20 protein-coding genes are annotated in these 20,044 nt (G+C 69.2%); 14 read left to right on the top strand and 6 right to left on the bottom strand.

The features are described 5' to 3' along the window. Positions 1–18 precede the first annotated feature (18 nt). Positions 19–852, bottom strand: a complete 834-nt coding sequence (gene asd, locus WG922_RS02210) for an archaetidylserine decarboxylase (RefSeq protein WP_340280490.1) — start codon at positions 850–852, stop codon at positions 19–21. 121 nt (positions 853–973) lie between these two features. Between asd and WG922_RS02215 the strand changes: the two genes are divergently transcribed. From WG922_RS02215 to WG922_RS02230, 4 genes are all read left to right on the top strand, one after another. Then, positions 974–1,906: an ATP-binding cassette domain-containing protein gene (locus tag WG922_RS02215; RefSeq protein WP_340280331.1), complete on the top strand. Its 933-nt coding sequence runs from the start codon at positions 974–976 to the stop codon at positions 1,904–1,906. A 4-nt stretch (positions 1,907–1,910) separates the two neighbouring features. Next, entirely contained in the window at positions 1,911–2,714 is an 804-nt protein-coding gene (locus WG922_RS02220; protein WP_340280333.1) for an ABC transporter permease, read from the top strand. A gap of 150 nt (positions 2,715–2,864) precedes the next feature. Then, positions 2,865–3,284, top strand: a complete 420-nt coding sequence (locus WG922_RS02225; RefSeq protein WP_340280335.1) for an organic hydroperoxide resistance protein — start codon at positions 2,865–2,867, stop codon at positions 3,282–3,284. Positions 3,285–3,307: 23 nt separating this feature from the next. Further along, on the top strand, positions 3,308–4,303 hold the full coding sequence (locus WG922_RS02230) for a serine/threonine protein kinase (protein ID WP_340280336.1): 996 nt from the start codon (positions 3,308–3,310) through the stop codon (positions 4,301–4,303). A 48-nt stretch (positions 4,304–4,351) separates the two neighbouring features. Here WG922_RS02230 and WG922_RS02235 read toward each other — a convergent pair whose 3' ends face one another. Continuing rightward, positions 4,352–4,750: a hypothetical protein gene (locus tag WG922_RS02235; protein ID WP_340280338.1), complete on the bottom strand. Its 399-nt coding sequence runs from the start codon at positions 4,748–4,750 to the stop codon at positions 4,352–4,354. 109 nt (positions 4,751–4,859) lie between these two features. Further along, positions 4,860–6,782: a molecular chaperone HtpG gene (htpG, locus tag WG922_RS02240; RefSeq protein ID WP_340280340.1), complete on the bottom strand. Its 1,923-nt coding sequence runs from the start codon at positions 6,780–6,782 to the stop codon at positions 4,860–4,862. A 227-nt stretch (positions 6,783–7,009) separates the two neighbouring features. Here htpG and WG922_RS02245 point away from each other — a divergent pair, with 227 nt between their 5' ends. From WG922_RS02245 to WG922_RS02260, 4 genes are all read left to right on the top strand, one after another. After that, entirely contained in the window at positions 7,010–7,474 is a 465-nt protein-coding gene (locus tag WG922_RS02245; RefSeq protein WP_340280341.1) for a hypothetical protein, read from the top strand. Between the two features lie 55 nt (positions 7,475–7,529). Continuing rightward, a complete protein-coding gene (locus tag WG922_RS02250) occupies positions 7,530–7,964 on the top strand; it encodes a hypothetical protein (protein WP_340280342.1) in 435 nt (144 codons plus the stop codon). Beyond that, on the top strand, positions 7,961–8,740 hold the full coding sequence (locus WG922_RS02255; protein WP_340280343.1) for a fimbrial biogenesis chaperone: 780 nt from the start codon (positions 7,961–7,963) through the stop codon (positions 8,738–8,740). The genes WG922_RS02250 and WG922_RS02255 overlap by 4 nt, the downstream gene beginning before the upstream one ends. A gap of 191 nt (positions 8,741–8,931) precedes the next feature. Next, complete coding sequence (locus WG922_RS02260; RefSeq protein WP_340280344.1) at positions 8,932–11,325, top strand: fimbria/pilus outer membrane usher protein; 2,394 nt, start codon at positions 8,932–8,934, stop codon at positions 11,323–11,325. A gap of 17 nt (positions 11,326–11,342) precedes the next feature. Here WG922_RS02260 and WG922_RS02265 read toward each other — a convergent pair whose 3' ends face one another. Further along, the gene (locus WG922_RS02265) at positions 11,343–12,122 is read right to left on the bottom strand and encodes a pseudouridine synthase (protein WP_340280346.1); all 780 of its coding nucleotides are present in this window, start codon (positions 12,120–12,122) and stop codon (positions 11,343–11,345) included. 248 nt (positions 12,123–12,370) lie between these two features. Here WG922_RS02265 and WG922_RS02270 point away from each other — a divergent pair, with 248 nt between their 5' ends. From WG922_RS02270 to WG922_RS02285, 4 genes are all read left to right on the top strand, one after another. Continuing rightward, entirely contained in the window at positions 12,371–13,132 is a 762-nt protein-coding gene (locus WG922_RS02270; protein WP_340280347.1) for a hypothetical protein, read from the top strand. Then, complete coding sequence (locus WG922_RS02275) at positions 13,129–13,599, top strand: hypothetical protein (RefSeq protein WP_340280349.1); 471 nt, start codon at positions 13,129–13,131, stop codon at positions 13,597–13,599. The genes WG922_RS02270 and WG922_RS02275 overlap by 4 nt, the downstream gene beginning before the upstream one ends. 114 nt (positions 13,600–13,713) lie before the next feature. Then, positions 13,714–14,691, top strand: a complete 978-nt coding sequence (locus WG922_RS02280; RefSeq protein ID WP_340280492.1) for a tripartite tricarboxylate transporter substrate-binding protein — start codon at positions 13,714–13,716, stop codon at positions 14,689–14,691. Between the two features lie 198 nt (positions 14,692–14,889). Continuing rightward, positions 14,890–15,918 (top strand): Bug family tripartite tricarboxylate transporter substrate binding protein, encoded by a 1,029-nt coding sequence (locus WG922_RS02285; protein ID WP_445322778.1) that lies wholly within the window; start codon positions 14,890–14,892, stop codon positions 15,916–15,918. A gap of 288 nt (positions 15,919–16,206) precedes the next feature. On the opposite strand, the gene WG922_RS02290 is transcribed toward WG922_RS02285, so the two are convergent. Together WG922_RS02290 and WG922_RS02295 are read right to left on the bottom strand one after the other, a co-directional pair. Next, complete coding sequence (locus tag WG922_RS02290; RefSeq protein ID WP_340280352.1) at positions 16,207–16,530, bottom strand: DUF1840 domain-containing protein; 324 nt, start codon at positions 16,528–16,530, stop codon at positions 16,207–16,209. 4 nt (positions 16,531–16,534) lie between these two features. Then, on the bottom strand, positions 16,535–17,797 hold the full coding sequence (locus WG922_RS02295) for a class I SAM-dependent methyltransferase (RefSeq protein ID WP_340280354.1): 1,263 nt from the start codon (positions 17,795–17,797) through the stop codon (positions 16,535–16,537). 134 nt (positions 17,798–17,931) lie between these two features. Between WG922_RS02295 and WG922_RS02300 the strand changes: the two genes are divergently transcribed. Further along, positions 17,932–18,408: a MarR family winged helix-turn-helix transcriptional regulator gene (locus WG922_RS02300; RefSeq protein WP_340280355.1), complete on the top strand. Its 477-nt coding sequence runs from the start codon at positions 17,932–17,934 to the stop codon at positions 18,406–18,408. 24 nt (positions 18,409–18,432) lie between these two features. Further along, complete coding sequence (locus WG922_RS02305; RefSeq protein ID WP_340280356.1) at positions 18,433–20,043, top strand: AMP-binding protein; 1,611 nt, start codon at positions 18,433–18,435, stop codon at positions 20,041–20,043. The last annotated feature ends 1 nt before the right edge of the window (position 20,044 follow it).

Below are 20,044 nucleotides of genomic sequence, written 5' to 3' on the forward strand. Positions count from 1 at the left end.
CTGGTGGTCGGGCCGTGATCAGCCGGCCGGCGTGCCCGCCGTCGCGGCCGTCGCCATCGCTTCTCCGAGTCGCACCGCGCGCGCCGGCGCCCAGTCGGGGCGGAAGGTCACCACGCCGCGCGGGAACAGCATGACCACGGTGGAGCCAAGCAGGAACCGGCCCATCTCCTGCCCCTTGCGCAGCACGATCTGCTGGTCTTCGTAACGCCATTGCCGCACGTCGCGCGTGCGCGGCGGATTGACCACGCCGTGCCAGGTGGTGGCGACACTGCCGACGATCGTGGCGCCGACGAGCACGTTCACGAAGGGACCCCACGCAGTCTCGAAGACACAGACCACGCGCTCGTTTCGCGCGAAGAGACCGGGCACGTGGCGCGCCGTCACCGGGTTGACCGAGAACAGGTCCCCCGGCACGTACAGCATGCGCAGCAGGCGCCCGTCGCAGGGCATGTGGATACGGTGGTAGTCCCGCGGCGCGAGATAGAGCGTCGCGAAGTGGCCGTGGTCGAACTGGCGTGCAAGCTGCGCGTCGCCGGCGAGCAGCGCGGTGGTGGAGTAGCTGTGCCCCTTGGCCTGGAAGATCTGGTCGTGCTCGATGGGTCCGAACTGGCTGATGGCCGCATCGACGGGGCAGACGAAGGGCGTGTCGGCGATCGGGCGCGCACCTACGCGCAGCGGCCGCGTGAAGAATTCGTTGAAGCTCGGATAGCTTTCGATGCGCGGGTCGGCGGCCTCCTGCATATCGACGCCATAGTGCGCCACGAAGCGGCGGATCAGCGCATGCGTGACCGCACCGGCCCGCATCGACGCGACGGCGCCCGCCAGCTGCGTCAGCAGGCGCTTGGGCAGCATGTATTGCCGCTGGATGGACAGGGGAGGAAACACGGGGGCTGATCGGTGCGGGTCGGTACGGGTCGGCCCGGATTCTACGGGGGCGCAGGAGTCAGGCAGAGCGGGTGAGAATGGCGCCCACATGTCCGAGACCGCCGCGCCGCTCTTCGAGGCCGACCGCCTGACCAAGCACTATGGCGGCGCCGCCGTGGTGCGCGAGCTCTCGTTTCGCATTCAGGCCGGCGAATGCCTCGGCGTGCTGGGGCCGAACGGCGCCGGCAAGACCACCACCTTGCGCATGTGCCTCGGGCTCACGGTGCCCGATGGCGGCAGCATCCGCGCGCTCGGCCTGTCGATGCCGCGCGATGCGATGGCGATCAAGGCGCAGCTGGGCGTGGTCAGCCAGTTCGACTCGCTCGACCCCGATCTGAGCTGCGCCGAGAACCTGCTCGTCTACGGCCGCTACTTCCGCATGCCGGTAGCGCGCATCCGCGAGCGCATCCCCCGGCTGCTGGAGTTCGCCGCGCTCACCCACAAGGCGCACGCGCGCCCGGGGGATCTCTCGGGCGGCATGCGCCGGCGCCTGAGCCTCGCGCGCGCACTCGTGAACGATCCGCGCCTGCTGCTGCTGGACGAACCGACGACCGGGCTCGACCCTCAGGCGCGCCACCTGATGTGGGAGCGGCTGCAGCTGCTGCTGCAGCAGGGCAAGTCGATCCTGCTGAGCACGCACTTCATGGACGAGGCGGAGCGCCTGTGCACGCGGCTTCTCGTCATGGACCGCGGCCGCGCGATCGCCGAGGGCACGCCGCGTGCCCTGATCGCGCAACATCTCGAGCCCGATGTGGTCGAGGTCTACGGGCAAGGTGCGCTGGGCACCGCCCACGCGCCGCTGCGCTCCCTGGCCGAGCGCGTGGAAGTCAGCGGCGATACGGTCTTTTTCTACACGCAGGACGCGCGGGCGCTGCTCGATGCGCTGGCCACGGTGCCGGGGCTGCGCACGCTGCACCGCCCGGCGAACCTCGAAGACCTGTTCCTCAAGCTGACCGGACGCCAGATCCGCGAGGAGGGCTGAGGCGGTGCGCGGTGCACGCGGTGTCTGGAGCCCGCCCGACCTGTCCCTGGGCTGGTGGCCGGTGTTCCTGCGCAACCTGCTGGTCTGGCGCAGGCTGGCCATCCCGCAGCTGCTGGCCAACATCGCCGAGCCGCTGATGTGGCTGCTGGCTTTCGGCTACGGCATGGGCGCGCTGGTCGGCCAGGTGCGTTTCGAGGGACAGCCGGTTCCGTACCTCGTGTTCCTCGCGGGCGGATCGATCTGCATGAGCGCGATGAACGCCGCCTCCTTCGAGGCGCTGTATTCGGCGTTCTCGCGCATGCACGTGCAGCGCACCTGGGACGGCATCATGAATGCGCCGGTGTCCCTGGACAGCGTCTTCGTCGCCGAAGTCATGTGGGCGAGCTACAAGGCCGCCTTCACGGTGACGGCGATTCTGCTGGTGATGCTGGCGCTGGGCATCAGCCACAGCCCGAAGCTCGCGGTGGCATGGCTGGTGCTGCTGCTGGCCAGCGTCGCGTTTTCGTGCATCGCGCTGGTGTTCAACGCCCTGGCCCGCAACTACGACTTCTTCGCCTACTACTTCACCCTGCTGCTCACGCCGATGATGTTCCTCTCCGGCGTCTTCTTCCCGCGCGAGCAGCTTCCCGCGCCGCTGCGCATCGCATCGGACTGGCTGCCCCTGACCAGCGCGGTCGAACTGGTGCGACCCATGTTCCTGGACCAGTGGCCGCAGGCGCCGCTGCGGCATCTGCTGGTGCTGCTCGTCACCCTGGGTGCGGCGTTCTGGCTGGCCCTGGGACTCACCCGCAGGCGCTTTCGCAGCTGAGCGCCTGCGCGCGACGATCCCATCAGCCGCAGCGCCATGGCCGTCCCCCGCCGCCACACGGACGGCCGGAGTTCTGGCAACCTGCGGGGTCGGCCGCCAAGGCTGCTATTTTTTCGCCCATGCAGCGCAACGAAACGAGGAAACAGCTCCATGACCCAGCTCGACAAGGTTCTCTACACCGCCAAGGCCCACACGACCGGCGGGCGCGACGGCGCATCCCGCACGGACGATGGCCGGCTCGACGTACGGCTCTCGCCTCCCGGTGCCGCTTCGGGCAGCGGCACCAACCCTGAGCAACTGTTCGCGGCCGGATACTCGGCCTGCTTTCTCGGCGCCATGAAGGCCGTGGCCCCCAAGATCGGGGTCACGCTGCCAGCCGACACGGCCATCGACGCCGAGGTCGATCTGGGCCAGATCCCGAATGCCTACGGCATCGCCGTGCGCATGAAGGTCAGCCTGCCCGGTCTCGACCGCGATGCGGCACAGAAGCTGCTCGATGCCGCACACCAGGTGTGCCCCTACTCGAATGCGACGCGCGGCAACATCGATGTGACGATCACGCCGGCCTGAGTCACGGGGCCGACAATCGGGGGATGGCCGACACCCCTCACCCCTACGACCAGCTCACCCCCGACGCGGTGATGGATGCGCTTGCCGAGGTCGGCCTCCACGGCGACGGCCGACTGATGGCGCTGAGCTCCTACGAAAACCGGGTGTACCAGCTCCATCTGGAGGAGCCGGTGCAGGGCCACGCGCAGGTCGTAGCGAAGTTCTACCGCCCCGGCCGCTGGAGCGAGGACGCGATCCTCGAGGAGCACGCCTTCGCGGCCGAACTGGCGCAGGCGGAGGTTCCGATGGTCGCGCCCTTGCTGCTGGACACGCGCAGCCTGCATCGCCACGGAGCCTTCCTGTTCAGCGTGAGTCCACGGCGCGGCGGACGTCCGCCCGAGCTCGACGACGTGGAGGTGCTCGAATGGATCGGGCGCTTCCTGGCCCGCCTCCACGAGGTGGGCGCACGCCGCCCGTTCGCACATCGCCCGGCGCTCGATCCCGCCAGCTTCGCCGTCGAGCCACGCGACTGGTTGCTCGGCAACGGCGCAATCCCGCTGGAGGTGGAAGGTCCGTGGCGCAGGGCATGCGACGAAGCCATCGCCGCGATCGAGGCGTGCTGGGCGGCCCTGACGCCCGAGCGGCTGCGGCTGCACGGCGACTGCCACCCCGGCAACATCCTCTGGACACCGGACGATGGCCCGCACTTCGTCGATCTCGACGATGCCCGCACCGGACCGGCCGTGCAGGACCTGTGGATGCTGCTCTCGGGCGAGCGCGCCCAGCGCCAGCGCCAGCTCGGCGCCCTGCTCGACGGCTACGAGCAGATGCGGCCGTTCGACCGGCGCGAGCTGGCCTTGGTCGAGCCGCTGCGCACGCTGCGCCTGATCCACTACAGCGCGTGGATCGCACGACGCTGGAGCGACCCTGCGTTCGAGCGGGCGTTCCCGTGGTTCGGGACGCGCGACTATTGGGAGGGGCAAGTGGACATGCTGCAAGAGCAGCTCGAAGCCATGGCCGAGCCGGCGATGGTGGCCTAGGCGCGCCGCAGAGGAAACCGGCGCGCTACGGGCTGTGGAAGGTCGGACTCAGGGCATGGCGCCGCGCGGCGCCACCACGGCCGGCGTGACCGTCCCAGGCGCCGGCTGTACCGGTGCCCCCTGGGGGTCGTACAGCACCCCGCCGGTGCCGACCCCCACGCCGGCACGCGCGGGGCCGCTGCCGATCGGCACACTGGTCCCGACGCCGGCCCCTCCCGTCACCTGACCGCGCGAGTTCACGCCCACGCCAACCCCAAGCGGCCCGGCACCGGCGCCGACGCCCGCCGAGACGCCGCCGGAGCCGACGCCGACGCCGACCGAGAGCGGGCCCATGGGAACGCCGAATCCCATGCCCACATGGGCGCAGCCCGCCAGGGCCAGCAGGCCGCACGGCAGCAAGGCGCGCTGCGCCGCGCGAAGCACTCGACGCCGCAGGATCGGTTTCATGAACTCATGCTAGCCGTGCGTGCGACGCCCGACGCGAGGCAGTTACCAACGCTTTCCACTCGGCGCTGCCACAGGCGGCGCCGGATCCGAGCGGCGCGGGTGCGATGCCTCACGCCAGCAATGCGTTGACACGCTTCACGTATGCGGCGGGATCCTCGGGAAGGCCGCCCTCGGCCAGCACGGCCTGGTCGAACAGTATCTGGGCGAGGTCGTGGAAGTGCACGGAGCCGTCGAGCTTCTTCACCAGTGCATGCTCGGGGTTCACCTCCAGCACCGGTCGGCTCTCGGGCACCTTCTGGCCAGCCTGGCGCAGCATGCGCGCGAGCTGCAGGCTCATGCCCCCGTCGGTCACCACCAGGCAGGCGGGGGAATCGACCAGCCGGCTGGTCACGCGCACGTCCTCCGCACGGTCCTTGAGCGCCTCCTTCAGGCGCGCCAGCACCGGCTTGAACGATTCGGCGGCGTCCTCGGCGGCCTTCTTCTCCGTCTCGTCCTGCAGCTTGCCCAGATCGAACGCGCCCTTGGCGACCGACTGCAGGGGCGTGCCCTCGAACTCCGTGAGGAAGTTCAGCGCCCACTCATCGACGCGGTCGGCCATCAGCAGCACCTCGATGCCCTTTTTGCGGAACACCTCGAGCTGCGGGCTGTTGCGCGCCGCGGCCAAGGTGTCGGCGGTGATGTAGTAGATGGCTTCCTGCCCCTCCTTCATGCGGGCCTTGTAGTCGGCCAGCGACACGGAGGGAGCGTCGGCTTGGGTTGAGGCAAAACGCAGCAGCTTGGCCAGCCGCTCGCGATTGGCGGTGTCCTCGCCCAGGCCTTCCTTGAGCACGGCGCCGAACTCGGCCCAGAACTTCGCGTACTTGGCCTTGTCCTCGTCCGAGGCGGCTTCGTCCCGCTCCATGCGCGCGAGCTCTTCGAGCATCGACAACACGCGCTTGGTGCTGCCCTCGCGGATGGCGCGCACGTCACGGCTCTCCTGGAGCAACTCGCGGCTGACGTTGAGCGGCAGGTCCGCCGAGTCGATCACGCCCTTGACGAAGCGCAGGTACACCGGCAGCAGTGCCTCGGCGTCGTCCATGATGAACACCCGCTTCACGTACAGCTTCACACCGCCCTTCTTCTCGCGGTTCCAGAGGTCCATGGGCGCGCGGGCCGGCACATAGAGCAGCTGGGTGTACTCGGTCGAGCCCTCGACACGGTTGTGCGCCCATGCGAGCGGCGGCTCCCAGTCGTGGCTGATCTGCTTGTAGAACTCCTGGTACTGCTCGGCGGTGATGTCCTTCTTGGGCCGGCTCCACAAGGCGCTGGCCTGGTTGACGGTCTCCCACTCGTCGGTGAGCACCATCTCGCCGCCCTGGTTGTCCTCGCCTTCCTTCCACTCCTCCTTGCGCATCAGGATCGGCAGGGAAATGTGGTCCGAATACTTCGCGACGATCGACTTGAGCTTCCAGGTGGAGAGGTACTCGATCGCATCCTCGCGCAGGTGCAGGATGACGCTGGTGCCGCGCTCGGCGCGGGTGATGGTCTCGACCTCGAAGTCGCCGGTGCCGCGGCTGGTCCAGCGCACGCCCTGCTCGGAGGGCACGCCGGCACGGCGCGACTCCACCGTGATCGCGTCGGCCACGATGAAACCCGAATAGAAGCCCACGCCGAACTGGCCGATGAGTTGCCCCTGCTCGGTGGCCGTCGTCTTCTGGTCGGTGGACAGGCGGCTGAGGAAATCGCGGGTGCCGCTCTTGGCGATGGTGCCCAGGTTGTCGATCGCCTCCTGCTGCGACAGGCCGATGCCGTTGTCGGTGATGGTCAGCGTGCGCGCGGCCTTGTCGAAGGCGACGCGCACCTCGAGCTGCGGCTTGTCTTCGTACAGCGCGTTGTTCTCGAGCGCCTCGAAGCGCAGCTTGTCGCAGGCGTCCGAGGCGTTGGAGATCAGCTCGCGCAGGAAGATTTCCTTGTTGGAGTAGAGCGAGTGGGTGACCAGGTGGAGCAGTTGGGCCACCTCGGCCTGGAACGACAGGGTCTGTTTCTGGCTCATGGATTCGTATCTTGGGGATGAACTGAACTGGCGACCGGGAGAGTGAGGGCAGTGCAGACCATTTCAAGGTCTGGGCATCGTGGCGTCCAGTCGCCTGCCGCAGGGCGACGCAAGCATGGCGCAAGAAACCCGGCCTCCCTTGGTATTAATGCCTTGGTATTCTCATTGCCGGCCAAAAGTGGCTTGTCGAAGGCCCTTCAACCCTTCAACCCAGTCAGAAAGAACTCATGAAACCCCGTCTTTTAATTGCCGCCGCCCTCGCCACATGCGCCGGCTCCGCAGTCTTCGCCCAATCCACCGCCACCGTCGATGTGACGGCCAGCGTACTGCCGGTGTGCGTATTCCAGACCTTGAGCGCGCCGGTGTCGTTCGACTCGATCCGACCCGATAGCACCGAAGGCGTGACGAAGACCGTCGAACTGCTCTATCGCTGCACCAAGAATATGCGCCACAAGGTCGAGGTGAACGAGAGCGCCACCGGCAAGACCACTGGTGCGCTGGCCGCCGACGGAAGTAAAGAGACGCTCCCGGTGTCGGTCAAGTGGGCTACCGCCGAGCGGCGCGGCCTCGGCTTCAGCGACAACAAGGTACTTTCCCTCGAACTCGAGGCCTCGATCGAGCCGGACCACTTCCGCGACCTCGCGGCGGGCGACTACCGTGGCGTATTGCTGGTCACCGTCACCGCCGAGTGATGGCCGGGGTGCCGGCGCCTCCGGCACGGTGCGCAGGTGTGCGGGTCTCGCGGCCGTGGCGCTCGCCCTGCATGCGCCGGCGCATGCCGCCGGACGTCCGCGCGCCGCCGGGCACCCGCATGTCTGCGAGTTCCAGGCCCCCGCGGGCTTTCGGCTCGGCTTCGGCGGGCTCATGCCCAACGCCGCCGATGTGGTCCGCAGGTCCGCGACGGCATCGGCCGGGGGTGCAGTGGGCGGATGCCTGCCCTACACCACCATGCAGTTCAGCGTCCACCGCAGCGACCACGCAATGGGTGCCCAGTTGCGGCTGAGGCAGGAAGGTGGCGCGGAGTACATCGCCTACAAGCTGATTTTCGACCGCACCATGCCCAGTCCTGGACCGGCGCGGTACGTTCCGTTCGCTGTCGCTGGCGAGATCGTCCCCGAAGCCTTCCGCGACGCTCCCGTGGGCTCGTACCGCGACACCGTGGTGCTGCAGGTGACGCAGTGAACAAGACTCTGTGCTGCGTGGGAAGCGGCGGCTGCTGGCTGATCGGGCTGGCGCTGCTGTCCGCCCCCTTTGCAAGTCTGGCCGGCGCCTTCGCCGTATCGCCCGTGCGCCTCGAGTTCGGCACCACCGCGCGCAGCGGCGCGATCACGGTGCGCAACGACGACCAGGTGCCGCTGTCCTTTCAAGTGCAGGCGATGCACTGGAGCCAGGACGCGGCAGGCAAGGAGCACTACAGCGACGCCAGCGGAGAACTCATCTACTTTCCCCGCTTGCTCACTGTTGCGCCCGGCAAGGAAGCCGTGATCCGCGTGGGCGTGCGCCAGCCGGTGGTCACGACCGAGAAGACCTTCCGCCTGTTCATCGAGGAACTACCAGGCGCCGTGGCGGCGGCAGCGCCTGGCAGCGCGCCGCAGGTGCGCTTCCTGATGCGCTTCGGCGCACCGGTGCACGTGCTGCCTCCGCGACCGCTGGACCGGCTCGAACTGCAGGAGGCCACGGTCGCCGACGGCGCGGCGCGCTGGCGGCTGCACAACGCCGGCAATCAGCACGCGCGCGTCGAGTCGCTGGCGCTGCGCGGCCTGGATGCGCAGGGCAGCGAAGTATTTGTCCACCGTCCCGAAGATCGCTACCTGCTGAGCGGGCAGGTCCGCGCCTTTGCGGTACCGCTCCCACAGCACGATTGCATGCGGCTGGCGCGCCTGGAGATAGCGCTCGTCACAGAACGCTCCGAATTGCGGGAGCTCACCGAGACCGGCCCGCAGCCCGCCTGCTCATGACCTGCGGGCTGGTCGGTGCGGGGCCCCGCCGCACCACGGCGCCGGGGCTTGCAGATGCCCTGCGATTTTCTGGCGCAGGCGCAGGCGCCGGCGCGCCGCGCGATCCGGGCGGGGGCGTCCGGCGTGGCCTGCCCGCAAAGGTAGTGGGCGGTCCCGCTGCAGGCGTAGTGCGTGCTGTCGCCGCAGGCATCGTGGGTGTTTCTTGCGCGGGCGCCACGCGTGTGCTTGCCGCAGGGCTTGCGATTGCCGCGTGCGCGGCAAGCCATGCCGAGCCCACGGCGGAGCCGATGGTGGTGGTGGTCACGGTCAACGCGGGTCGCGCGGCCGAGGTATTTGCGCTGCGCACGGCGGACGGCGACTTCCTGCTCACGGCAAAGGATCTGCGTCGGCTGGGCCTGCGCGACGGAGGCTGGCCCATCGTCCTCGCGCAAGGCGAGCCGCACGTCGCCCTGCGCTCGATTGCCGGACTGCAGGCGCGGCTCGATACGGCCACCCTGTCGCTGCATCTCACGGCGCAGCCCGATCTGCTCGAGCACACGGTGCTGCAAGCCGGCCCCCGACAGCGCGCCGGAGAGCGGATCGGCCAGGACAGCGGATTTCTGAACTGGGCCGTCGAGCACGTGCACAGTTCCGATGGCGCGCGCGCGCGCCTGTCTTCGGAGGGCGGGCTGCGCCTGGGCCCCGTCCTGCTGCAGTCCTCGGCCAGCTGGGTGCCCAAAGGCCCCGAGCGACGCCAGCCGGTGCGCCTATCGACCACGGCGTACTACGACGACTTCGCGGCCCTGCGGCGCTGGACCATGGGAGATTTCTTCATCGCGCCCGCCGAGCTGGGCGGCGCGGTGCAGCTAGGGGGATTTGCGGTGTCGCGGGCCTTCGGGCTCGATCCCGCCGCCATTCGCCATCCACTCGGCTCGGTGCAGGGACAGCTGGCGTTTCCCAGCGAGGTCGAGGTGCTGATCGACGGGCTGCCGGTGCGCAGCGAGCGCTTGCAAGCCGGCACTTTCGAGATCCGCGATCTGATCTCCCAGCAGGGCGCACGCGACGTGCAACTGCGCGTGCGCGACCCGTTCGGCCGTGTGCAGCAGATCGACTATGCGTTCTACACCAGCGATCTGCTGCTCCAAGCCGGGCTGCACGAGTACCGCTACGCCTGGGGCGCGCTGCGGCGCGGCTACGGTCTGCGCAGCAACGACTACGGACCTGCCGCATACAGCGCCGTGCACCGGTGGGGCTTCAGCGATCGCGTCACGCTCGGAGTGCAGGCCGAGGGCCGCAGCGGCCTCTCCCAGCTCGGCCTGTCGGCGGCCGCGCGGCTGGGCGATTCCGCCGGCGTGCTCAGCGGCACCTATGCACGCAGCCGCGCGGGCGGCCTCGACGGCCAGGCTGCCGTCGTGCGCTATGCCTGGCAGGGTGGCCCCTGGAGCCTCGGCGCGAGCCTGCGGCATGAGTCGCCCCGATACGCGGTGCTGTCGGAAGGGCGCACCGTCTCGAACCGGCGCGCACAAGGCCTGGCGCACCTTGCGCGCAGCCTGGGCGGGCTGGGAACCCTCAGCGTCTCCTATTCGCGGCAAAGCATCCACGATGCGGCTCACACCGCCGCACCGGCCGGCTTTATCCATCTGGGCAGCCAGCCCGGCAGAGCCGCCCATCTGGCGTTTTCGAGCTATCTGCCGGCGCTGCGCGCCAGCTTCCGGATCGCGCTCGAGCGGCGCTTCGACGAGCGCGGCCGGCGCACGGAACTCACCGCCGGCCTGAGCGCCCAGCTCGACGGACTGCACCTGCTCTCGGCACAGGCACGCCACCACAGCGGCGGCGACCAGGCAGCGACCATGCACCTGAGCCGGCCGCTACCGCTCGGACCAGGCTGGGGCTGGCAACTCGATGCCGACCGGATCGCGGACGCTGCGGGTTCGCATCGACACTGGCGCGGATCGACCCAGTTCAACGGCCGCCATGCGCAGTGGCGTGGCACCTGGGACCAGAGCGTCGGCGGGCGCGGCACCTTGCGTCTCACCGCCGCCGGCGGCATCGCCTGGCTCGACGGGCGCAGCTACTTCAGCCGTCCGATCGACGACAGCTTCGCCCTCGCCCGCGTCGGCGGCGTTGCCGACCTCCCGATCAGGGTCAACGGCCTGGAGGCGGGCCACACCGATGCACGGGGTGAGCTGTTCCTGCCCAGCATCGGCGCGTTCTACACGGCCGAGGTGGCCCTCGATGCGCGGCAGCTGCCGATCGACACCATGGTTGCCCGCATGCAGCGCCTGGTGGTGCTGCCGGCGCGCACAGGCGGCGTCATCGATTTCGAAGCCACGCGCCTGCGCGCCGTGCTGGCGCGCCTGGTGCGCGCGATCGATGCGTCGCCCTTGTCGGTGGTACGGATACGGGTGCAGCATGCGACGGGGCCGGCGCAGGCGCCGCTCGATGCGGTCACTGGCCGCGACGGCGAGCTGTATCTCGAGAACCTCGCCGCAGGTCGCCACGAGGTCCATGCCACCGACGACTCGGGCGCGACCTGCCGCTTCGCACTCGACATCGATGCAGACGCAGGCATGTTCACCGATTTCGGCACGCTCGCTTGCCGCTAGCGTGCGGCCCGCCGCCCTCAGAAGCGTTCGTTCTCGCCCAGATAGCGCCACTGCCCCAGCGGCAGCTGGCCCAATGCCACACGCCCGATGCGCACGCGCTTGAGACCCATCACCTTGAGGCCGACGAGCTCGCACATGCGCCGGATCTGACGCTTGCGCCCTTCGGTGAGCACGAAGCGCAGCTGCTCCGGGTTCTGCCAATCGACGCGGGCGGGCTTGAGCGGCCGCCCGTCCAGGCTGAGCCCGTGCCGCAGGCGCAGCAGCCCCTCGGCGGGGAATGCCCGCTGCACCTGGGTCTCCACGTCGGCGTAAGCCACCCGCACCAGGTACTCCTTTTCGGCCTGCGAATCTTCCCCAATCAGCTGGCGCGCGACACGACCGTCCTGCGTGAGCACGAGCAGGCCGGTGGAATCGATGTCCAGGCGGCCGGCAGGCGCCAGCCCGCGCAGCTGCTCGTGCGCGAAACGCAGGCGGGACGGATCACCGCGCCAGTGGCTGCGCGCCTGTACCAGGGTCACGGCCGGCTGGTGGCCGTCCTCCGCCTGGCCGCTGACGTAGCCTACCGGCTTGTGCAGCAGGATGGTGACCTGCCTGCTCTGCTGGCCGCGCGCCGCCGGATCGACCTCGATGCGGTCCTGCGGGCGCACCTGCACGCCCACCAACGCCGGCCGGCCGTTGACGCGCACCCAGCCGCGCGCGATCCACTCGTCGGCCTCGCGGCGCGAGCACAGGCCAAGTTCGGCCATGCGCTTGTTCAGGCGGCTGGTGGTGGGGTCGTCGGGCGGAGGGTGTGTCATGCGGGCGGGCTGGTCAGGCGCAAATTATCCGTGGGCCGCGCTGGCGCCTGACTGGGACCTGAAGTGACCGGTAAACCCTATGCGGCGTTCTGGCAGCCGTGGGCAACCATGGTCCACCCTCTACGAACCGATCGAAGGAGCTGAGCATGGACCGCACCGCAGCGCATCGCACGAGTACGCCACCACAGGTGTCCCCAGCTGCCCCGCCGGCCGCCTGCGCCGGAAGCGTTTCAGTGACCCCGCGACACGTGCCGCAGGCACTCGACGCGAACGAACTCGCCCAACTGCGCGGCCAACTGCTGCTCGACGAGGTACCGGTCGGTTGCTGGCCTTCGTTGCCCGACCACATCGACCTGGGTAGGTCGGCTTGCAGCGCCGCGTTCACGGCCGTCGTGGGCGGAACCGCGTTCGCGACCGGCTTTCCGATCGGCGGCGCGGTGGCGACCTACTCGCGCCATCGCGCTGCCAAAGCTCTGGGTGGCCTGCCCGGCGTGGTTGCAGGTGCCTTGACGGCGCCGGCCGAAAGTTACGTCGCGAATGCCTCGGGATACCAGCCGACCCAGCCTGCCCAGCCGTCTCTTGCGTTGGACGCCCTTACGCCCGCAGCGATCTTTGCGCTCAGCAAAGTCGCGCCGCTACGGCCACCGCCGGTGGCGTTCGCACTGTCGGCCGCGGTGTCGGTAGCGGGATCCTTCGCAGGCGGCGCCATGACCGAACTCGCTGCCCAGCATTCCCGGCGCGGTAGCGCGAAACCGCGCCCGAACGAACCGGACGCGGCGGGCCCTGGGGTGGGCGACAAGGCTCTCGGCCGCGCGGTGGTGCTCGTGCCGTTTGCGGCGGAGCGGGCGTGGAACCCCTTCCGCGCCCCGGGCGCGCCCTTCATATTGCCGCCCCTCGCCATCGCCGCGGGCGGATGGGCTTTTCGCAACCGCGCCGCAGAGCTGATCGCCAATGCCCGGGGCGCCGCACCTGCATCAGCCGCCGCCGCTGACCCGGAACAATCGTCATGACACTGCTCGATAGGGCACCCGGACGGCGGGAGCCCGACACCAGCCCGGACGGGTCCGGTTTGTCCACGGTACTAGCAGCACTGTGCGAGCAACTCGGCGCATTGCCCCGCGATACCGACGGCATCGTGCGGGACGGCTTCCTGCGCCTGGACGCGATCGACGTGGGCTTTGAGCTCGATGCATCCGCTGCGCGGCTGCACATCCTGGCCGACTGCGGTCGGCCCGCCCCCCGGGACGAGGCCGTCCTGTACCGCACACTGCTCGAGCGCGCTCTGGCGCCAGGGCGACTGCCCGTGGTGTTCGGTCTGCATCCGGGCTCGGGAACGGTGGTCGCCTGCGCGTCGCTCGAGCTGTGCCAGGACGAGCTGCCGAGCCGGGCGGCCGCCGCGGTACGGCACCTGGCGACGCAGGCGGGGACGCTGCGCGCGCGCTTCGCACTGCGGCCACTGACTCAGGGTTACTCCTGATCCACAGGCGCACGATGGTGCTTCGGAACTAGGTAGTAGCAGGCATACACCGGCCGATAGGCCCGATTACCATCGGGCCACCTTTTTCCCGGAGACCCTGAGGTGAATAAACTGATCAAGAAACTCGTTCCGCTTGCCGCCCTGGCAGCTGTCGCCTTCGGCGCCCACGCGGCCGACTTTCCCATCAAGGACCGCCCCATCACCATCGTGGTGCCGTTCTCTGCCGGCGGCCCCACGGACCGCGTGGCCCGTGACCTGGCTGAAGCCCTGCGCAAGCCGCTGGGCGCGAACGTCGTGGTCGATAACGCCGCCGGCGCCGGCGGCTCCATCGGGGCGAACAAGGTAGCCAAGGCCAACGCCGACGGCCACACCCTGCTGCTGCACCACATCGGCATGGCCACCATGCCTACCCTGGTGCGCAACATCCCCTTCAAGGTCGATTCGGACTTCGAGTACCTGGGCATGATCAACGACGTGCCCATGACCCTGATCTCCCGCCCCAACCTGCCGGCCAACAACTTCAAGGAACTGCAGGCCTGGATCAGCCAGAACAAGGGCAAGATCAACCTCGGCAACGCCGGCGTTGGCTCGGCATCGCACCTGTGCGGGCTGCTGTTCCAGCAGGCCATGGGCGTGGAAATGACCGCCGTCCCCTACAAGGGCACCGGCCCCGCCATCACCGACCTGATCGGCGGCCAGATCGATCTGCTGTGCGACCAGACCACCAACACCACCTCGCAGATCGAGGGCAAGAAGGTCAAGGCCTTCGCCGTCACCACCCCCAAGCGCCTGACCACCCCGGCGCTCAAGGACCTGCCCACGCTGCAGGAGGCCGGCTTGAAGGACTTCCAGGTCACCATCTTCCACGGCCTCTACGCACCCAAAGGCACACCGCCCGAGGCGCAGCGCAAGCTCAACGAAGCGCTCAAGGTGGCCCTGAAGGACGCAGACTTCATCAAGAAGCAGGAAGGCCTGGGCGCCGTGGTCGTGACCGACAAGCGGGCCGAGCCGGCCGAGCACAAGAAGTTCGTCGCCGCCGAGCTCGACAAGTGGAGCCCCATCATCAAGAAAGCCGGCGTCTACGCCGACTGAGGCCCTCCCGGGTACGCGCGCAGCGGAACACGTTGCGACGCGGACCACAGCAGCCGCTCGGGAACGCCCTGTCCAGCTGCAACAGGCCGCCCGCGGGCGGCCTGTTGCGTTGCGGCGGCGCTATCCGCGCGACGAGGCCTGCCGAAACCACCGATGGTCGCGCCCAGCCGGCTGCGGCACCATCACACCTCGAACCGAATGAACAAGGAGACCTCCGTGACCGTTGCTTCCGTCTTGCGCCGCCGCGTGGTGTTGAGCGCCGCGTGCGCCGCCGCCGCCTTCGCCTGCCTGCCCTCTGCCTTCGCGCAGGGAGGCTGGCCCAGCAAGCCCGTGCGGATCGTCGTACCGTTTGCGCCCGGCGGCACCACCGACATCCTGGCCCGCGCCATCGCTCCGGAACTGAGCAAGGCCTTCGGCCAGCAGTTCATCGTGGACAACCGCGCGGGCGCCGGCGGCAATGTCGGCGCGGAGCTCGTTGCGCGCGCCCCGGGAGACGGATACACCCTGCTGATGGGCACCGTCGGCACGCACGGCATCAACCGCGCGCTCTATGACAAGCTGCCCTACGACCCGATCAAGGATTTCGTCCCGGTGACGCTGGTGGCGGGCGTTCCCAACGTGATGGTGATGAATGCCGACAAGGCCCGCAGCATGGGCATCAACAACGTCAGCGATTTCATCCGCCACGCGAAGGCCAATCCCGGCAAGCTGAACATGGCCTCCAGCGGCAACGGCACCTCGATCCACCTCACCGGCGAGCTGTTCAAGAGCATGACCGGCACCTACATGGTCCATTTCCCCTATCGCGGCTCAGGCCCTGCGCTCATGGACATGGTGGCCGGCAACATGGATGTCATGTTCGACAACCTGCCCTCGTCCATGGCGCAGATCAAGGGCGGCAAGCTCAAGGCCCTGGCGGTCACCAGCGCGCAGCGCTCCACCGCGCTGCCCGACGTGCCGACGGTGGAGGAAGCCGCGGGGCTGAAGGGCTTCGACGCGAGCTCGTGGTTCGGCTTGCTGGCGCCCGCCGGAACGCCCCCCGAGGTGGTCAGCCGCATCCAGCAGGAAGTCGCCAAGGCGCTCAACACGCCGGCGATCAAGGAAAAGCTGCAAGCGCAGGGCGCCATTCCCAGCGGCAACACTCCGCAGGAGTTCGCGCGTCATATCGACGCCGAGCACCGCAAGTGGGCCGAGGTGGTGAAAACGTCCGGCGCCAAGGTGGACTGACGGCGCCCGCAGGGCCTCGGAGCCCTGAGACGCCTGTCCTGCTGACACGCACCGGGCGCGCGCGGACCGGCGTACGCACCGCCACCCGCTTGCAGCGCCGACGGTCTCGGCGCTGCCCCTGCAGGACGGGCCGCCGGATTGCCGACCTTGCGGCGGGCTCAACCGGCTGCGTGCGCTCTGGCTCAGCAGTCTGCTTTCGATGCAGGAACAAGACCCGGGCCGACGCGGCTGCGAGCGAACTCCTACTGGCGGGCGCGCGGCCTCACCGCTGGCCGCACGCGCCGCGCCTCACACACCCCAGACGATTTCGCGGCCCGCCCGCTCGCAACGGCGCAGCATGTCCATGAAGGGCAGCGCCCGCTGCCGCAGTCCGATGGCTTCGAAGGACGGGGGTGGCTCACCCTTGGCCTCGGCCTCTTCGACGGCCGCCTTCTGGCGCGCTTCTTCCTGCGTGATGGCCTGCTCCAGCGCGCCGACTGCGGCGGGCATCTCCTGCGGCAGGATGATGCCGGTGGGAGCGGGGTCCTTGCCTATGATTTCGAGCACGCGCCGGCCATTCGGCTCGAGCATGATCAGGTCGCCCGCGGCCTTGGATTTGAACTTGTAGAGCATCTATTCAGCGGTACATGTAGCCGCGGTGGAAGGGATAAGCCGATTGTGCGCCGCGCATGGGGCCGGTGTGCATGTCGCCGTCGGGTCGCGTCGCCAGGATCTGGTGCAGCGAGATCCAGCCTTGCTCGAAGCACATGGCGCAGCCCGCAAGATACAGCCGATAGGCCCTCAGCACGCGCGCGGCACGCTGCGGCACGCCGCTGCGCTCCAGCACGGCGGTGGCCTCCTCCAGCTGCGACTCGAGGCTGTCCGACCAGGCCCAGAGGGTGCGTGCGTAGTGCGGACGCAGGTTTTCCACATCGACCATTTCCAGGCGCGCCAGCGAAAGCTCGCGCAGCACGTGGCTCACGTGGAGCAGCTCGCCCCCGGGGAAGATGTACTTGCCGATGAAGTCGCCCATGCCGGCTCCGAGCTGGCCTGGCTCGATGCCGCCGGCGGTGATGCCATGGTTCATCACCAGTCCGCCGGGGCGCAGCAGGCGAAGGATCTTTTCGAAATACAGGCCCATGTTGACCTGGCCCACGTGCTCGAACATGCCGACCGACGCGATCTTGTCGTAGCCCTGCGTCTCGTCGAGTTCACGGTAGTCCAGCAGGTCCATGCGCACGCGGCCCTGCAGCTTCTTCTGCTCGATGAGCCGGTTGACGTAGGCATGCTGGTTGCGCGAGAGAGTGATGCCACGCGCCTGCACGCCATAGTGCTCCGCCGCCCACAGCAGCAGCCCGCCCCAGCCCGCACCGATGTCGAGGAAACGCTCGCCTTCGCGCAGCATCAGCTTGCGGCAGATGTGGTCGAGCTTGGACTCCTGCGCCTGCGCGAGCGACATGTCGCTGCTCTGGTAGTAGGCACAGGAATAAACGCGTCGGGAGTCGAGCCACAGTGCGTAGAAGTCGTCGGAGACGTCGTAGTGGAACTGGATCTGCTGCGCATCGCGCTGGGGCGTGTGCTGCACCAGCGAGCGGGTTCGCCGCACCACCTGCTCCCACCAGTGGGTGTTGCTGGCCACGGGGCTTCCTGGCAGCAGGTGGGCCGCTGCCAGCATCAGGTCGCGCATGGAGCCCTCGAACTGCACGCGCCCCTCGACGATCTCCTCGGCCACCTTGCCGATCTGGCCCGCCGCCAGCGTGGCCATGGACGACCAGTCGTCGAAGCGCAGCGTCACCGCCGCCTGCGCGTCGCCGACGCGCAGGCCGCCGGGCAGGCACAGGGCCACCCGGACCGGGGCGCCTTCCAGCCGAGGCGCGATCCTTCGTACCAGAGCTTCCATGCGGCGGATTCTTGCCAGAGCCTGCACACAGCGTCAATGGCTCTGCTGTAGGACGGCACCGACGAAAAGGATGCGCCGCTTGCGGGGCGGCCAGCTTTGTTTAGACTTCAACAATTCAGGCAGCAGGAGATGGCATGGACATGGAGGCACGCGCGCATAGCGAGCACCCCGAGGCGTTGCGCCTCTGGCTGCGCATGCTCACCTGCACGCAGCTGGTCGAAAAGGAGGTGCGCTCGCGGCTGCGCGAGCGCTTTGGCACCACGCTTCCGCGCTTCGACCTCATGGCCCAGCTCGAACGCGCTCCCCAGGGGCTGAAGATGAACGAGCTGTCGCGCCGCATGATGGTGACCGGAGGCAACGTCACCGGCATCACCGACCAGCTGGCCGCCGAAGGACTGGTCGATCGCGTCGATGTGGAGGGCGACCGCCGCGCCTGGCGCGTGCGCCTGACGCCGCGCGGCCGCAAGCTGTTCAACGAGATGGCACGCCAGCACGAGAGCTGGATTCTCGAGGCCTTCGCCAGCCTGAGCGACAAGGACATCAGCACCTTGTACCGCCTGCTCGGCAAGGTCAAGGAAGGCGCCCGCTCGCCCGAACCCGCGCAGCCCTGAGCGCGCACAAGACAAGGCAAAGCCATGACCGCCCACACCGACCGCTTCGTCCACGACCGCCTGCCGCCGCGCGAGCAGTGGCCCGAATTCCGCTACGAACTGCCCGAGCTGGCGCTGCCCGACCGGCTCAACCTGGTAGAGGAGCTGCTGGACAAGGCCGCCGCCAAGGGCTTTGCCGATCGCCCGCTGCTGCGTTCGGAGCGCATCGCTCTGAGCTATGCGGACGTGCGCGAGCGGGTCGATCGGATCGCCCGCGTGCTGGTGGAGGACCTGGGCCTGGTGCCCGGCAACCGCGTGCTGCTGCGCGGCGGCAACTCGATCGGGCTGGCGCTCGCCTGGCTCGCCGTGGTCAAGGCGGGGCTGGTTGCGGTGGCCACGATGCCGCTGCTGCGTGCGCGCGAGCTCGGCGAGATCATCGACACGGCGCAGCCCAGCGCTGCGCTGTGCGACGCGCGCCTGCTCGACGAGCTCGAAGCGGCCCGCGCATCGCGTCCGGTGCTGCGCACCGTGGTGGCATTCAACGCAGCCGACGCGCCCGGCTCGCTGGCGGTGCGCGCCGCCGGCAAACCCGGCGACTTCGCCGCCTGCCCCACGCTGGCCGACGACATCGCGATGCTGGCGTTCACCTCGGGCACGACCGGCACGCCCAAGGCCGCGGCCCACTCGCACCGCGACGTGCTCGCGGCCTGCGAGTGCTGGCCGCGCCACGTGCTGCGCGCCACGCCCGATGACATCGTGGTCGGCTCGCCGCCGCTGGCCTTCACCTTCGGGCTGGGCGGGCTGCTGATCTTCCCGATGTGGGCCGGCGCCTCGGTGTACTTCCCCGAGGCGCCGTACACGCCTGAAAGCCTGGTGCGCACCATCGGCGCGGTCGGCGCGACCATCTGCTACACCGCACCCACCTTCTACCGGCAGATGGCACCGTTCGCGCGCGAGCTGGGCGTCGCGCGTCTGCGCCTGAGCGTCAGCGCAGGCGAGGGGCTGCCGGACGCCACCCGGCAGCTCTGGAAGGAAGCCAGCGGCCTGGAGATGGTCGATGGCATCGGCGCCACGGAGATGTTCCACATCTTCATCTCCTCGTCGCCGGACGACGTGCGCCGCGGCGCCATCGGCCGGGTGGTGCCGGGCTATACCGCCAAGGTGGTGGACGACGACGGGCGCGAGCTGCCCCGCGGCGAAGTCGGCAAGCTGGCCGTGGTCGGTCCCACCGGCTGCCGCTACCTCGCCGACGCGCGCCAGGCGAACTACGTACGCAAGGGCTGGAACCACCCCGGCGACGCCTTCGTGCAGGACGCCGACGGCTACTTCATCTACCAGGCGCGCGCCGACGACATGATCATCAGCGCGGGCTACAACATCGCCGGCCCCGAGGTCGAGGACGTGCTGCTGCGCCACCCCGCGGTGGCCGAGTGCGCCGTCATCGGCAAACCGGACGACGAGCGCGGCATGGTCGTGAAGGCCTTCTGCGTGCTGCGGCCGGGCCACACCGCCGACGCGGCGATGGTCAGGACCCTGCAGGACCACGTAAAGGCCAGCATCGCGCCCTACAAGTACCCGCGCGAAATCGAGTTCGTGGCCAGCCTGCCCCGCACCGAAACGGGGAAACTGCAGCGGTTCAAGCTGCGCCAGGGCTGAG

Origin of the sequence: Ramlibacter sp. AN1015 (assembly GCF_037726105.1) — a bacterium.
Classification (GTDB): Bacteria; Pseudomonadota; Gammaproteobacteria; order Burkholderiales; family Burkholderiaceae_C; genus Ramlibacter.